A 15,044-nucleotide genomic window follows, 5' to 3' on the forward strand; every position below is an offset into this window, starting at 1 on the left:
ACTGTTCGGCTAACCTCTGCCGGACGATGGATGGACAAGCAACCGGCAGGAAGACATGTTCGTAAGAAGCAGCGTAACCGCATTGGCAATTATTCTGGCAAGCAGCACCCTTGCTGCGGCGCAGTCGCCGACGCGTATCGAGCAGTTCAAGGCATGGGGCGCTTATTCCTATAAGTCGAATGGCGGCAACGTATGCTACGTGCTCTCCGTTCCGACAGCCAAGGAGCCCGCATCGGTCAATCACGGCGACATATTCTTCGTCGTGTCGCAAAGGCCTGGCCAGAATATCTCCTATGAGCCCCAGGCGATGATGGGCTATGCGCTGAAGGAGGGCTCGAAGGTCAATGTGTCGATTGACGCCAAGAACTTTGTCATGTTCGTCAAGGACAGCTCGGCATGGGTCGAAAACGCCGCCGAAGAGCCGGCTCTCGTCGCCGCGATGAAGGGCGGCACGAATATGACCGTCAAGGCGACCTCGGCTCGGGGAACGGGGACCACCTATAACTATTCGCTGTCCGGTATTTCAGCGGCGTTGAAGCAGATCGAGAACTGCAAGTAGGCTTGCGGATCCCTGTTACGATGAAGGGTCGGCGGCGCGCCGGCCCTTTTGCAGTTTCGACCTTGGGACGGGTTGCGCGACATTCGGCGTGACGCAGGGCGAAAAAACTGCTAGAGGCGCCGCAAATGCCGGACTGTCGGGACATTGGTTCCCGCTCGGCGCGATTTCTAGGTTCATGCAGGATCGAGTGCGGTCGCCCCTTAGGTGGCGAAGGCAGCGCCTTTGATCGAAAGGGTTTTATCGACATGGCTGTCATGGAAAGTGTGATGGGGCAGAAAAACGCCCGGCCCGCGCCCATCGCCAAGGCTGGGGCGGAAGTGCCGACCCTGATTGGGGCGAGCCGCGAGGAACTGGGCGCGATGTTGCGCGACAAGGGCGTTGCGGAACGACAGATCAAGATGCGTGTCGGTCAGCTGTGGAACTGGCTCTATGTACGCGGTGTGTCCGACTTCGATGCCATGGCGAACGTTTCCAAGGACATGCGCGAGATGTTGAAGGCCAACTTCACCATCGCCCGCCCCGAGATCGTGGAAGAGCAGGTGTCGAACGACGGCACCCGCAAATGGCTGCTACGCTATCCGCCGCGCGGTGCCGGCCGTCCGGTGGAGGTGGAGACCGTCTATATTCCCGAAGAAGGCAGGGGCACACTGTGCATTTCCAGCCAGGTCGGCTGCACGCTCACCTGCTCTTTCTGCCATACGGGCACCCAGCGCCTCGTGCGAAACCTGACGGCCGAGGAAATCCTCTCGCAGTTGCTTCTTGCGCGTGATAGGCTGGGTGACTTCCCCGACCGTGACGTGCCACAGGGCGCGATGATCCCGTCGAGCGACCGCAGGATCACCAATGTCGTCATGATGGGCATGGGAGAGCCGCTCTACAATTTCGAGGAAGTGAAAAAGGCACTGCTGATCGCGACCGACGGCGACGGCCTTTCGCTCTCGAAGAGGCGGGTAACGCTGTCGACCTCCGGCGTCGTGCCGGAAATCTATCGCACCGGCGAGGAAATCGGCGTGATGCTGGCGATCTCGCTGCATGCAGTGCGCGACGAGCTGCGCGACATGCTGGTGCCGATCAACAAGAAGTATCCGCTGAAGGAGCTTATCGAAGCCTGCCGCAACTATCCGGGCGTGTCGAATGCGCGACGTATCACTTTCGAATATGTGATGCTGAAGGACGTCAATGACAGTCTGGAGGATGCCAAGGGGCTGATCCAATTGCTCAAGGGAGTTCCGGCCAAGATCAATCTCATCCCCTTCAATCCTTGGCCTGGCACGAATTATCAGTGCTCGGACTGGGAGCAGATCGAGAAGTTTGCCGATTTCATCAACCAGGCGGGTTATGCCTCGCCGATCCGCACCCCGCGCGGCCGTGACATCCTCGCCGCTTGCGGTCAGTTGAAATCGGAGTCGGAGCGCATGCGCAAGACCGACCGCCTGGCCTTCGAGGCGATGATGATCGTCGGCCATGGCGAAGACGACTGAGCGAGCAGGCGACGCGACGCATCACGAGAATTCATTGATGCTGCATTGGGTCGTGAATTGATTTCCGGCGTGGCCTTACCTAAGACGATCAGTCGTATCCCAACAATTGGAGGCATCCATGCGCGCCACCCTACTTGCCCTTTTTGCTGCAACCGCCCTGATCCTGCCGGCCAAGGCCGAAGAGGTGAAGGTCGCCGTGACCGCCATTGTCGAACACCCGGCGCTCGATGCCGCACGTGACGGCATCAAGGAAGCCTTGGCCGAAGCCGGCTACAAGGAAGGTGAGAACCTGAAGTTCGTCTACGAGTCGGCCCAGGGCAATCCAGGCACGGCCGCGCAGATCGCCCGCCAGTTCGTCGGCGACGCCCCGAACGTCATCGTTCCGATCTCCACGCCGTCCGCCCAAGCCGTCGTGTCCGCGACCCGCGACATCCCGGTCGTATTCACGGCCGTGTCCGATCCCCTTGGTGCGGAACTGATCAAGGACATGGAAAAGCCTGGCGGCAATGTTACCGGCCTTTCCGACATGTCGCCGGTTGCCGACCACGTCGCACTGATCCAGGAAATCACGCCGAACGCCAAGTCGATCGGCTTCATCTACAACACGGCAGAGGCCAATTCTGTTTCGACGCTTGCTGCCCTGAAGGCCGAAGCCGAAAAAGCCGGCCTGACCATCGTCGAATCCGTCGCCACCAAGTCGTCTGAAGTGCAGGGCGCCGCGCGCGCCCTCGTCGGTCGCGTCGACGTGATCTATGTTCCGACCGACAATACGATCGTCTCGGCATTCGAGGCCGCTGTGGGTGTTGCCGAGGAGGCCAAGATCCCGCTTTACGCCGGCGATACCGACTCGGTGAACCGTGGGGCATTGGCAGCCCTCGGCTTCAACTATTTCGACGTCGGCAAGCAGACCGGCGAAATCGTGGTCCGCGTGCTCAAGGGTGAAAACCCGGGTGATATTCCGGTGCGCGTCGCCGCCGGCACTGATCTGGTGATCAACCAGAAGGCCGCAGCCAAGATGGGCGTGACCTTCCCGGAGAGCATCACCAGCCGCGCCACCAAGACGATCGAATGATCTTCGACAACCGGGGCCGTGTTCGCGCGGCCCCGCCAACTGCTTGCACCTTGCGCCGTGCCGAAGCGGCGGTGCCGGGCCTAAAAGGACTTTTCCACCGTGAGCCAAATCGCCTTCTGGGGTGCCGTTGAGCTGGGTCTGGTCTTCGCCTTCGTGGCGATTGGCGTCTATCTCGCCTTCCGCGTCCTCGACTTCCCCGATCTGACCGTTGACGGATCCTTCCCCCTTGGGGCAGCTGTCGCCGCCGTACTGATTATCGCCGGCCTCAATGCCTGGGTTGCGAGTGCTATTGCCATGGTCGCCGGATCGGGTGCGGGTCTTGTCACCGCAATACTCAACGTCCGGTTCAAGATCCTCAATCTGCTCGCCTCGATCCTGACGATGATCGCGCTGTTCTCAGTGAACCTGCGCGTGATGGGCAAGCCGAATGTCGCGCTTCTCAACCAGGAAACGATGTTGACGCCGTTCTACGGCCAGGGCATGCCCGAGTATCTCGTCCGGCCGCTTTTCGTCTTTCTGCTGGTGGCGGTCGCCGTCTTCCTCGTCTGGCGCTTCCTGGAAAGCGACGCAGGGCTTGCCATGCGGGCAACCGGTGCCAATGCCCGGATGGCAAGGGCGCAAGGGGTGCAGACCGATAAGCAGATCTATCTCGGCATCGCCCTTTCCAATGCATTGGTGGCGCTGGGCGGCGCCCTCTTCGCTCAAACTAACGGCTTTGCCGACGTCACTTCGGGCGTCGGCACGATCGTTGTCGGTCTTGCCGCCGTCATCATCGGCGAAACGCTGTTCGGCAAACGCGCGTTGCTGATCACGCTCATCGGCTGCGTGTTCGGCTCGATCGCCTATCGGCTGGCAATCCAGCTCGCCTTGTCGAGTGATGCATTGGGCCTCAAGGCCTCGGATCTGAACTTCGTCACTGCTGTCCTCGTCGCCGTCGCGCTGGTCCTTCCCAGACTGCGCCGTGGAGGAGCATCGGCATGATCGTGCTTGAGAACATCGAGGTCGTCTTCGGTCGGGGTACCCCGCTGCAGAAACAGGCGCTCAAGAACGTCAACCTGACGATCGAGTCCGGCTCCTTCGTCACCGTCATCGGCTCGAACGGGGCAGGAAAGTCGACGCTGCTCGGCGTGTTGGCCGGCGACGTTCTGCCGAGTTCCGGTAGAGTGAGGATCGGCCAGACGGATGTGTCGCGCAAGACGACGGCCGCGCGCGCCGGGCTCGTCGCCCGCGTCTTCCAGGATCCCTTGGCAGGCAGCTGCGGTGCGCTGTCGATCGAGGAGAATCTCGCGCTCGCCTCGATGCGCGGAAGACGGCGCGGGCTTGTGTCTGCTCTCGGTGGTTCGCGCCGTGGCGAATTCCGCGATCGTATCGCTGCGCTCAACCTCGGCCTCGAAACCCGCATGGCGGACCGAATGGACCTCCTGTCCGGCGGCCAGCGCCAAGCGGTGTCGCTGGTGATGGCGACGCTTGCGGGCTCCGAAGTCCTGCTGCTTGATGAGCATACGGCGGCGCTCGACCCGGGCATGGCGGAGTTCATCATGAACCTCACCCAGTCGATCGTCTCGGAGCGCAAGCTGACGACGCTGATGGTTACCCATTCGATGCGCCAGGCGCTTGATTTCGGCACGCGCACGATCATGCTGCATGCCGGCGAGATCGTCCTCGACGTGGCCGGCGACAATCGCAAGGACCTGCAGGTGGAGGACCTGATCGACATGTTCCGCCGTATTCGCGGCCAGACGCTGGATGATGACGAATTGCTGATCGGTTGATCTCCACAAAACGAAGCAAGAAAGGCGCCACCCCATCGGGGCTCGGCGCCTTTCTTCTTTGAGGCCTGAGATCAGCGGGCTTGGGTGAACAGGATCTTGACCGCGAAGATCGAAAAGACGCCGGCGAAGGTATAGTCGATGGCGCGCAATACCTTGAGGTTCGCCTGCAGCCAGGAAGACAGCACGCCGGCCATGAAGATGATGGCGAGACCAATCGGCAAGGACAGGAAGATCGACCAGATGCCAAGGAAGAGCAGCTTGCCCGTGACGTGGGGGTCGCTGGCGCTGACGAACTGCGGCAGGAAGGTCATGAAGAAGATGATGACCTTGGGGTTCAGGAGGTTGACCCAGAGGCCGTTGAGGAAGGCCTTGGTGGGCGAAGCCTGTCGCTCGCCGTCGGCGCGCACGACGAAATTGGACCCGTGGCGAACCGCCTGGATCGCCAGCCAGAGAAGGTAGCCCGCGCCGCCCGTCTTGAGCAGGGTGAAGGCGGTCGGCGAGGCGACGATCAGCGCCGAGATACCGAAGGCGACCAGTATGGTGTGGATGGAAATGCCGAAGCTCGTGCCGGCAAGCGTCATGAGCCCGGTGGCGCGGCCGTCGCGCAGCGAACGGCTGATCCAGAGCGTCATGTCGGGCCCGGGCGTTATCGCGAGCAGGAAGATCGCAAGGCTGAAGGCGAGGATGGTAGGCAGGCCTGGAATGAAATCCATGGGAAGTGTCCGCAATAAAAAGGGCCCGGAACAGGCGACGCACTGGCGTCATCCATACCGGGCTCCTTGCGGCTTGCCAATCTGGCTCATCGCTCGGTCAGCGAGGCCTTGAACTTTTCCGCATAGTCCGGATGCCAGCGCGACAGTGGCGGCCGGTTCTCGACAATGTCGCCAGCAGCCCAGAGAATGCGCTTCTCGTCGGTTGCCCGGTCGACGTCGTTGTCGGGGCAGAGGATGTAGAAATCGCCGCGCTCGATGCTCTGCAGCATGAAGTCGACAGTCTGCTCCGGCGTCCAGGCGCCTTCCGGCTTCACCGTGCGCCCATTGGCCGTCAGCGAGGTGAAGACGAAGCCGGGAATCAACAGGTGTGCCGTGACCTTGCAGTCCGGCGTGTTGCGCAGTTCGTGCTGCAGTGCTTCGGTGAACGCCTTCACGCCGGCTTTCGACACGTTGTAGGCGGGATCGCCGGGGGGCGTCGTAATGCCCTGTTTCGAGCCTGTGTTGATGATCAGCGCCGGCTCGCCGTGGCCGATCATGTGCGGTCCGAAGGTGCGCGTGCCGTTGATCACGCCCATCAGATTGACCGACAGCACGTTGTCCCAGTTGGCCTGCGGTCCGAACAGGCTGCTGCCCGGCTGGATGCCGGCATTGTTCAACAGCAGGTGGACCCGACCAAAGCGCTGGATAACCGCCCGTTCGAGCGCTTCCAGTTCGTCGATCTTGCCGACATCCGTCTCGATCGCCACCACCTCGGTGTCGGGATGGGCGGAAAGTGCCGCGACCCCTCGGCATGCCTCGGCGAGCCGGTCGCCGCCGAGATCGGCGAGTACGACGCACATGCCGCGCTTGGCGAAGTCCTTGGCTGCGGCAAGCCCGATGCCGGAGGCAGCGCCCGTGACGACGGCCACCTTGCCGCTGGCGATTGCTGGATGTTGCATGTCGATATCCCTTCTCCTTTGCCACGTAGACCAGAGATATGGACGCGGTTCCCGCCCGGGTCAAATCAGCAAAGCGCAGTTCGGCTTTTCGCGGACAGGCCGTGGCGCATGGTCCCTTCCCCTTGCGCGACGCGATAATCTCGCTAAAAGTGCCGCAAACCAAGGGCCCTGGTCGATGCGGCTCAACGCTCACGAACGGACTTACATCATGGCAGCGCATAAAGACGTGAAGAAGGTCGTCCTCGCCTATTCGGGCGGGCTCGACACCTCGATCATCCTGAAATGGCTTCAGACGGAACTCAACGCTGAGGTCGTGACCTTCACCGCCGATCTCGGCCAGGGCGAAGAGCTCGAGCCGGCACGCAAGAAGGCCGAAATGCTCGGCATCAAGGAGATCTTCATCGAGGACGTCCGCGAGGAATTCGTCCGCGACTTCGTCTTCCCGATGTTCCGCGCCAATGCCGTCTATGAGGGCGTCTATCTGCTCGGCACCTCGATCGCACGGCCGTTGATCTCCAAGCACCTGATCGACATCGCCCGAAAGACCGGCGCCGACGCGATCGCGCATGGCGCGACCGGCAAGGGCAATGACCAGGTTCGCTTCGAGCTTTCGGCCTATGCGCTGAACCCGGACATCAAGATCATCGCACCGTGGCGCGACTGGTCGTTCAAGAGCCGTACCGACCTCCTGGCATTCGCCGAGCAGCACCAGATCCCGGTCGCCAAGGATAAAATGGGCGAGGCTCCGTTCTCGGTCGACGCCAACCTTCTGCACTCCTCGTCCGAGGGCAAGGTTCTGGAAGATCCGTCCGTCGAGGCTCCGGAATATGTCCACATGCGGACGATCTCGCCCGAGTCCGCTCCCGACAAGGCGACGATCATCAAGATCGGCTTTGAAAAGGGTGATGCGGTCTCGATCAACGGCGTTCGTATGAGCCCGGCGACAATCCTCGCGCAGCTCAACGACTATGGCCGAGACAACGGCATCGGCCGCCTTGACCTCGTCGAAAACCGTTTCGTCGGCATGAAGTCGCGCGGCGTTTACGAGACGCCTGGCGGCACGATCCTGCTCGCCGCGCACCGCGCCATCGAGAGCATCACGCTCGACCGTGGCGCCGCCCACCTCAAGGACGAGCTGATGCCGCGCTATGCCGAGCTCATCTACTACGGCTTCTGGTTCTCGCCGGAGCGCGAAATGCTGCAGGCGGCGATCGATCTCAGCCAGCGGCATGTGGAAGGCGAAGTGACCTTGAAGCTCTATAAGGGCAATGTCATCGTTATCGGCCGCGAGAGCGACCAGTCGCTCTATTCCGACCAGCTCGTCACCTTTGAGGACGACCAGGGCGCCTACGACCAGAAGGATGCTGCCGGCTTCATCAAGCTCAACGCGCTGCGGCTGCGCACGCTCGCCAAGCGCAATCTCAGGGGCTGAGCAAGCCTGGTATTGCGTTCAAAGAGCCCGCCGTTGCAGCCGCAGCGGCGGGTTTTTTCATTCCATGCGGCGGCGCGCGCGCAGGAAGGCGAGGTAGGCGGCGATGGACATGAATTCCATGAAGGGTATGACGATGCCGAAGGCGGTGAGCGGATCGCCAATCATGGCGGCTGCCACGCCGCCGAGGAACCCGGATGCCATCTGGATGAAGCCGATCAGGGCCGCGGCGGAACCGGCGATTTCAGGGTGAGGGGCAAGGCCGGCCGTGGTGATGTAGGGACTGACGAAGGCAATACCGAAGGAGCAGATGGCGACCGGTCCCATGATGGACAGGAAGGTCGGCTCGATAAGCTGCACGGAAAGAGCGATCATGACACCGCCGATACCGACCAGCAGCAGTCCGACACGCAGGGCACCACGCTCGCCTAGTCGGCGGGCCAAAATGCGCAGGGCGACGGAACCGGCGAAAAAGAAACCGGACTGCATCAGCATGCCGAGGCCGAACTGGCTCGGTGTCAGGCCGACATGGTTGATGAGCACGAAGGGCAGCATGGTCGACTGCGCGTAGAGCGCGCCGATGCAGCCGCCGAGCACAAGAGCCGAAAACAGCACCCGTGGATCAGCCATCAGAGTGCCATAGGCACTCACAAGCCGGGTCGGGCGGATGCGAGAACGGTCGGGCGTGGTCGTCTCCGCCATCAGAAAGGCGATCGTCAGGCTGGTGCCGATACCAAAGGCGACCATCAGAAAGAAGATCGCCTGCCAACCGGAATATGCCAGCGCCAGGCCACCGAGCGTCGGCCCGGCGGCCGGGCCGATTGCCAGCATGATGCCGACCATGTTCAGGATACGGGCGGCCTCCGCCCCGCTGAACTGGTCACGGACGATGGCGCGCGAAACCGTGATGCCGACCGAGGCGCCGATCCCCTGGATCAGTCGCCCTGCCAGCAGAAAGTCGACCGTCGGGGCGAAGGCTGCAATCAGGCTGCCGATGATGTAGATCGTCAGGAAGGCGAGTGTGGCTTTCCTCCGTCCGAAGGCATCGGAAACCGGGCCGGCAACCAGCTGGGCGAGGGCGAAGCCGCCGAAATAGACCGACAGGCTGAGCTTGATCGCACTCTCCGTCGTGCCAAACGCTTCGACAAGTTCAGGCATGGCGGGTGTGTAGACGGCCATGGAGACTGGGCCGATGGTGGTAAGAAGGGCGCCGATCAGCGAAGTGCGGCGCTCGCTCATGCGAGCCTTGGTCATCTTGTTCCGTTCGGTCAAACTGTGTTGCGGACGGCGCAGATTCCGGCAGGCCGTGTGCTTGATGGGAGCATGGACCATAGAGTCGAGGCGATGATTTGGCGATAGGTCGAATGCGACCTTGATGGGCAGGCCGGCGACGGAATGGCCATAAAATTCGGTTCCAGGCCTGCGCTGCGCTTGCCAATCCCACACCGTGAATACCATATCGGAGGACGAGCCCGGTTCGCGGGCGTCAGGCAGGCCAAGGGGAAATCACCATGAGCACATCGTCGTCCGTCAATCCCGCCGTCTTCGACTGGTCTGGCCCGAACGGGCTGCCGCGCTTCGAGGCTGTCTCTGACGACGACTATGCGCCGGCCCTCGAGGCCGCCCTTGCCGCCCATGACGCCGAGATCGACACGATCGCGAAAAATCCGGAAGCGCCGACCTTCGCCAATACGATCATCGCCTCGGAGACGGCCGGAGACGAACTGTCACGCGTCTCGGCGCTGTTCTGGAACAAGGCCGGCGCCCATAGCAACGACCTCATCCAGGCGCTCGAGCGTGAGATCGCGCCGAAGATGTCGCGCCATTATTCGAAGATCGGCATGAATGCCGACCTGTTCCGCCGCATCGACACGCTGTGGGAGAAACGCGCCGAACTCGGCCTGACGACCGAGGAACTGCGGGTACTGGAGCGCCACTGGAAGGGTTTCGTGAAGTCGGGCGCCAAGCTGGAAAAAGCGAAGCAGGAGCGGCTTGCTGCGATCAATGAGCGGCTCGCGAGCCTCGGCGCGCAGTTCGGCCAGAACGTGTTGGCCGATGAGAAGTCCTGGTTCCTGCCACTCGACGGCGAACAGGATCTCGCGGGCATTCCGGATTTTCTGAAGGAGGCCATGGCAACAGTCGCCGCGGCGCGCGTTGAGGGCCATTCCCATGTCGTCACGCTCTCGCGTTCGATCATCGAGCCGTTCCTCACCTTCTCCACACGACGTGACCTTCGCGAACAGGCGTTCAAGGCCTGGGTGGCACGTGGGATGAACGGCGGGACGAGCGACAATCGGGCGATCGTCAAGGAGACGCTGGCGCTTCGCGCGGAAAAGGCGGGGCTGCTCGGCTATGCCAATTATGCGGCGCTGAAGCTCGACGACACCATGGCCAAGACCCCGGAGGCGGTGAACGGGCTTCTGATGAAGGTCTGGGAAAAGGCGCTCGATCAGGCCCGGATCGAAGAGCGCGAGCTTGCCGCTCTGATCGCCGAGGAAGGCAAGAACCACGAGGTGATGCCCTGGGACTGGCGCCATTATGCCGAAAAGCTGCGTGCCCGGAAGTTCGACTTCTCCGAAGCCGAGCTGAAGCCCTATCTGCAGCTCGAGAAGATCATCGAGGCCTGCTTCGATGTGGCTGGCCGGCTGTTCGGCATCAAGGCGGTACCGCTCAGGCAAGTGGTCGGTTACCATCCGGACGTGCGCGTCTTCGAGATCCGTGACCGCGAGGACAGGCTGGTCGCCATGTTCCTCGGCGATTATTTTGCCCGGCCGTCGAAGCGCTCCGGCGCTTGGATGAGTTCGTTCCAGTCGCAGCACAAGCTGCCGCTCAAAAACGGCGCGATCGGCGAAATCCCGATCATCTATAACGTCTGCAATTTCGCCAAACCCGAGGAAGGTCGGCCAGCGCTCCTGTCGCTCGACGATGCGCGCACGCTGTTCCACGAATTCGGTCACGCCGCGCATGGCATGCTGTCCAACGTCACCTATCCGTCGGTTGCCGGCACCGGCGTGTCGCGCGACTTTGTTGAACTGCCCTCGCAGCTTTACGAACACTGGTTGACGGTGCCGGAAATCCTCAAGACCTACGCGGTGCACTACGAAACCGGGAAGCCGATGCCTGAGGCGCTGCTGGACAAGGTTCTTGCCGCTCGCACCTTCAATGCCGGCTTCGCCACGGTCGAGTTCACCTCGTCGGCACTTGTCGACATGGCCTTCCACACCCGGGGCGCCGTCGAGGACCCGATGGCCGTGCAGGCCGAAGTGCTGAAAACGATCGGCTTGCCACAGTCGCTGGTCATGCGCCACGCCACGCCACATTTCCAGCACGTCTTTGCCGGCGACGGCTATTCGGCCGGCTACTATTCCTACATGTGGTCGGAAGTGCTCGACGCCGACGCCTTTGCTGCCTTCGAGGAAACGGGCAATGCCTTCGATCCGGTCATGGCCGAGAGACTGAAGGCCAATATCTATTCGGTTGGCGGTTCGATCGATCCGGAAGTCGCCTATACGGCGTTCCGCGGCCGGCTGCCGAGCCCTGAAGCCATGCTGAAGAAGAAGGGCCTCGCGGCCTAGTTTCAGCATCGGTTTACAAGACGAAATCCGCACCGCCGGTAACCAAGCCCGGCGGTTGCGCCTTTTTTTCTTTCGCAAACGCAAAAAACAGGGTATGAGCGCGGCAAAGTAACACGCCGCCACTCATTGTCGCGCGCCAGCCATCAGAGATCTTTATATGAAACTTCGCAATATCGCCATCATTGCGCACGTCGACCATGGGAAAACGACCCTTGTGGACGAGCTTCCTGAAACAGTCCGGTTCGTTCCGCGACAACCAGCGCGTTGCAGAACGCGTCATGGATTCGAATGATCTCGAAAAGGAACGCGGCATCACCATTCTCGCCAAGGCGACCTCGGTTGAATGGAAGAACACCCGCATCAACATCGTCGACACCCCCGGCCACGCCGACTTCGGCGGTGAAGTCGAGCGTATCCTGTCTATGGTGGACGGGGCGATCGTGCTCGTCGATTCCTCGGAAGGACCGATGCCACAGACCAAGTTCGTCGTCTCCAAGGCGCTGAAGGTTGGTCTTCGTCCGATCGTCGTCATCAACAAGATCGACCGTCCGGACGGCCGCCACGAAGAGGTCATCAACGAAGTCTTCGACCTTTTTGCCAATCTCGACGCAACGGACGAACAGCTTGACTTCCCGATTCTTTACGGTTCGGGCCGCGACGGCTGGATGAACGTCAATCCGGAAGGCCCGAAGGACCAGGGTTTGGCACCGTTGCTGGACCTCGTTCTGAAGCATGTTCCCGAGCCGAGCGTCGGCGATGAGGACGGCGCGTTCCGCATGATCGGCACGATCCTGGAAGCAAACCCCTTCCTCGGCCGTATCATCACCGGCCGTATCCATTCCGGTTCGATCAAGCCGAACCAGTCCGTCAAGGTCATCGGCCAGGACGGCAAGCTGATCGAGAACGGCCGTATTTCCAAGATTCTCGCCTTTCGCGGCATCGAGCGCACCGCCATCGACGAAGCCCATGCAGGCGACATCGTCGCGATTGCGGGCCTATCCAAGGGCACCGTCGCCGACACCTTCTGCGATCCGTCCGTGACCGAGCCGCTCACCGCGCAGCCGATCGACCCGCCGACGGTCACCATGTCCTTCCTCGTCAACGACAGCCCGCTGGCTGGCACCGAGGGTGACAAGGTCACCAGCCGCGTCATCCGCGACCGTCTGTTCAAGGAAGCCGAAGGTAACGTCGCGCTGAAGATCGAAGAGGCCGAAGGCAAGGATTCGTTCTTCGTGTCCGGTCGCGGCGAATTGCAGCTGGCCGTTCTGATCGAGACCATGCGTCGCGAGGGTTTCGAGCTTGCCGTTTCGCGTCCGCGCGTCGTCATGCACAATGACGAAAAGACCGGCCAGCTCATGGAGCCGATCGAAGAAGTCGTCATCGACGTGGATGAAGAGCATTCCGGTATCGTCGTGCAGAAGATGTCCGAACGCAAGGCCGAGATGGCTGAGCTTCGGCCCTCCGGCGGCAATCGCGTCCGTCTGGTCTTCTTTGCGCCGACCCGCGGTCTCATCGGCTACCAGTCGGAGCTTCTGACCGATACCCGCGGCACGGCCATCATGAACCGCCTGTTCCACGACTATCAGCCCTACAAGGGCCCGATCATCGGCCGGACCAATGGCGTTCTGCTCTCCAACGGAGCGGGCGAGGCTGTCGCCTACGCGATGTTCAATCTCGAAGACCGCGGTCCGATGATGATCGAACCGGGCGAGAAGGTCTATGCGGGTATGATCATCGGCATCCACACCCGCGACAACGATCTCGAAGTCAACGTTCTGAAGGGTAAGCAGCTCACCAACATCCGCGCTGCCGGTAAGGATGAAGCGGTCAAGCTCACCCCGCCGATCCGCATGACGCTCGACCGTGCGCTTTCCTGGATCCAGGACGACGAACTGATGGAAGTCACGCCGAAATCGATCCGACTGCGCAAGATGTATCTCGATGCCAACGACCGCAAGCGGTTCGACAAGGCTCGTGCTGCCGCTCAAGCCTGATTGTCGCGTTCAGTTTTTGCATCAGACCCCGGCTTGCGAGCCGGGGTTTTTGTTTGTGTATTGCAGCCGGCCGGGCTTGCGACGGCCCTTAAGAATGCGTTAAATTTTCCGCTATGGTCCAGATGAGAGCGCTGGAGGCGACGTGACCGGAGAGTATTGGTCGTTTCACCTTCCTTCAGCCGGACGAAAGTAGCGTTATGAAGACGTTGTCGATCGATGTGCGCCCTGCCGAGCCGCAGGATGCCGCCTCCCTAGCCGAGGCGCACCGATGCGCGTGGCAGCATGCCTATGCGGGGCTTATTCCGCATAGACCGCTCACCAGGATGCTTGAACGACGTGGCGAGGCCTGGTGGCGCAGGGCGACACGAGGGCCGGCTACAATCCTGGTCGTCGATGTCGCGGGTATGATTGCTGGCTATACGACGCTTGGCCTAAACCGGGCACGCGCGCTTCCGCAGGAAGGCGAGATCTACGAGATCTACATGCGGCCGGAATATCAGGGAATCGGCCTCGGCCACACGCTGTTCGGCGAGGCGCGTCGCCTGTTGAAGTCTCTAGGCTGTGACGGCATGGCCGTGTGGTGCCTGGAAGACAGCCAGCACGCGGTCGACTTCTTCCGCTCCAACGGTGGTGTCGATGCCGTCGAAGGCCTGGAGGACTTCGACGACGTCCAGTTGAAGAAGCTCGGCTTCATCTGGGACTGAGGACCGCCAGTCGCCGGGTCATTCCGGCTGATAGCCCTCCGGCCAGACGATGGTCGGTTCACCGGATTTTTCTCCTCGCTTGCCGCGCCAGAAGCGTTCCTGATAGCCGCAGGCGAAATCATGCGCCTCGTTGTCGGCGATTTGCCGTGCGAGCATGTTTGCGTCCCGGTTCTCGAGTGCGTCTACATAGCCGATGACGCAGCTCAGACCATCATCCGGTCGCGCTATTCGGGAGACCACCAGAACCTGGCCGGTACTTTCTTCGGTTGGTTCACCTTCCGGCCCCATGTTCTCGATATACCAGCGCAGGATCGTGGCGATGGGCTTACCGGCGGCATCCAGCCGCCATTCGATCTTCGAACCGACGCGGTTGAAGGGAGCGAAGGACTCGTAGACCTTGCCCACCAGTTCGTCGCGCACCGGCCCGTATTGCATGGCCTGACGCAGGTCGCTCTCGGTGAAATAGACCGCAAGGCCCTGGTAGCCGGGGCATTTCATCGTGTCGCTGAACTCATCGTCGAGGATTGTCTGGCAGGCATCGAAATCGAGGTCGGTATAGACGCTGTCATTGGCGGTTGCCGTCTCTGCGGATGCGAAGGTGGCAAGTGCTGCGGCAATGCTGATCATTCGATTGTTCAACATGGATCATCCCCCTACTGGCTTTCGCCATTTCTAGCAGAAAGATCTGCCGCGTGCGCGGTGTTGGCTAGACGGCCCGCAACGGCGCTGTCTGATGCCTTGGGCTTTCGGCTTGGTTCGCCCAAAGCCGTGTTGCAAAGCACTTGGTTTCCCATTAGGAAACGCGGG

At 61.5% G+C, this 15,044-nt stretch carries 13 protein-coding genes and 1 pseudogene; 9 read left to right on the forward strand and 5 right to left on the reverse strand.

The annotated features are described in order from the left end of the window. Window positions 1-55: 55 nt before the first annotated feature. From ACWPVA_RS18905 to ACWPVA_RS18925, 5 genes are all read left to right on the forward strand, one after another. Window positions 56-559, forward strand: a complete 504-nt coding sequence (locus ACWPVA_RS18905) for an invasion associated locus B family protein (RefSeq protein WP_454289137.1) — start codon at window positions 56-58, stop codon at window positions 557-559. A 245-nt stretch (window positions 560-804) separates the two neighbouring features. Further along, on the forward strand, window positions 805-2,040 hold the full coding sequence (rlmN, locus tag ACWPVA_RS18910) for a 23S rRNA (adenine(2503)-C(2))-methyltransferase RlmN (protein ID WP_454289138.1): 1,236 nt from the start codon (window positions 805-807) through the stop codon (window positions 2,038-2,040). A 118-nt stretch (window positions 2,041-2,158) separates the two neighbouring features. After that, window positions 2,159-3,112 carry an ABC transporter substrate-binding protein gene (locus ACWPVA_RS18915; RefSeq protein WP_454289139.1) on the forward strand — a complete coding sequence of 318 codons (954 nt, stop codon included), beginning with the start codon at window positions 2,159-2,161 and terminating at the stop codon, window positions 3,110-3,112. 99 nt (window positions 3,113-3,211) lie between these two features. Next, entirely contained in the window at window positions 3,212-4,093 is an 882-nt protein-coding gene (locus ACWPVA_RS18920; protein ID WP_454289140.1) for an ABC transporter permease, read from the forward strand. Continuing rightward, window positions 4,090-4,884, forward strand: a complete 795-nt coding sequence (locus ACWPVA_RS18925; protein WP_454289141.1) for an ABC transporter ATP-binding protein — start codon at window positions 4,090-4,092, stop codon at window positions 4,882-4,884. The genes ACWPVA_RS18920 and ACWPVA_RS18925 overlap by 4 nt, the downstream gene beginning before the upstream one ends. Window positions 4,885-4,955: 71 nt before the next feature. On the opposite strand, the gene ACWPVA_RS18930 is transcribed toward ACWPVA_RS18925, so the two are convergent. Both ACWPVA_RS18930 and ACWPVA_RS18935 read right to left on the reverse strand, forming a co-directional pair. Then, complete coding sequence (locus ACWPVA_RS18930) at window positions 4,956-5,597, reverse strand: LysE family translocator (RefSeq protein WP_454289142.1); 642 nt, start codon at window positions 5,595-5,597, stop codon at window positions 4,956-4,958. 86 nt (window positions 5,598-5,683) lie between these two features. Then, the gene (locus ACWPVA_RS18935; protein ID WP_454289143.1) at window positions 5,684-6,535 is read right to left on the reverse strand and encodes an SDR family NAD(P)-dependent oxidoreductase; all 852 of its coding nucleotides are present in this window, start codon (window positions 6,533-6,535) and stop codon (window positions 5,684-5,686) included. Between the two features lie 208 nt (window positions 6,536-6,743). Between ACWPVA_RS18935 and ACWPVA_RS18940 the strand changes: the two genes are divergently transcribed. Then, window positions 6,744-7,967 carry an argininosuccinate synthase gene (locus ACWPVA_RS18940; protein WP_454289144.1) on the forward strand — a complete coding sequence of 408 codons (1,224 nt, stop codon included), beginning with the start codon at window positions 6,744-6,746 and terminating at the stop codon, window positions 7,965-7,967. Window positions 7,968-8,024: 57 nt separating this feature from the next. On the opposite strand, the gene ACWPVA_RS18945 is transcribed toward ACWPVA_RS18940, so the two are convergent. Next, window positions 8,025-9,218 carry a multidrug effflux MFS transporter gene (locus tag ACWPVA_RS18945; RefSeq protein ID WP_454289145.1) on the reverse strand — a complete coding sequence of 398 codons (1,194 nt, stop codon included), beginning with the start codon at window positions 9,216-9,218 and terminating at the stop codon, window positions 8,025-8,027. A gap of 257 nt (window positions 9,219-9,475) precedes the next feature. Between ACWPVA_RS18945 and ACWPVA_RS18950 the strand changes: the two genes are divergently transcribed. Next, window positions 9,476-11,539, forward strand: a complete 2,064-nt coding sequence (locus ACWPVA_RS18950) for a M3 family metallopeptidase (RefSeq protein ID WP_454289146.1) — start codon at window positions 9,476-9,478, stop codon at window positions 11,537-11,539. A 13-nt stretch (window positions 11,540-11,552) separates the two neighbouring features. Here the strand turns inward: ACWPVA_RS18950 and ACWPVA_RS18955 are convergent, their stop codons facing one another. Continuing rightward, window positions 11,553-11,738, reverse strand: a complete 186-nt coding sequence (locus tag ACWPVA_RS18955; RefSeq protein ID WP_454289663.1) for a hypothetical protein — start codon at window positions 11,736-11,738, stop codon at window positions 11,553-11,555. On the opposite strand from ACWPVA_RS18955, the pseudogene typA reads away from it, so the two are divergent. Beyond that, window positions 11,697-13,533 (forward strand): annotated as a pseudogene (gene typA / locus ACWPVA_RS18960) (translational GTPase TypA). The gene ACWPVA_RS18955 and the pseudogene typA sit on opposite strands and share 42 nt — an antisense overlap. Before the next feature lie 197 nt (window positions 13,534-13,730). Continuing rightward, on the forward strand, window positions 13,731-14,237 hold the full coding sequence (locus ACWPVA_RS18965; protein ID WP_454289147.1) for an N-acetyltransferase family protein: 507 nt from the start codon (window positions 13,731-13,733) through the stop codon (window positions 14,235-14,237). Between the two features lie 18 nt (window positions 14,238-14,255). Here ACWPVA_RS18965 and ACWPVA_RS18970 read toward each other — a convergent pair whose 3' ends face one another. After that, the gene (locus tag ACWPVA_RS18970; protein ID WP_454289148.1) at window positions 14,256-14,879 is read right to left on the reverse strand and encodes a hypothetical protein; all 624 of its coding nucleotides are present in this window, start codon (window positions 14,877-14,879) and stop codon (window positions 14,256-14,258) included. Window positions 14,880-15,044: the final 165 nt, after the last annotated feature.

The sequence above is a fragment of the Rhizobium arsenicireducens genome, from assembly GCF_964021225.1.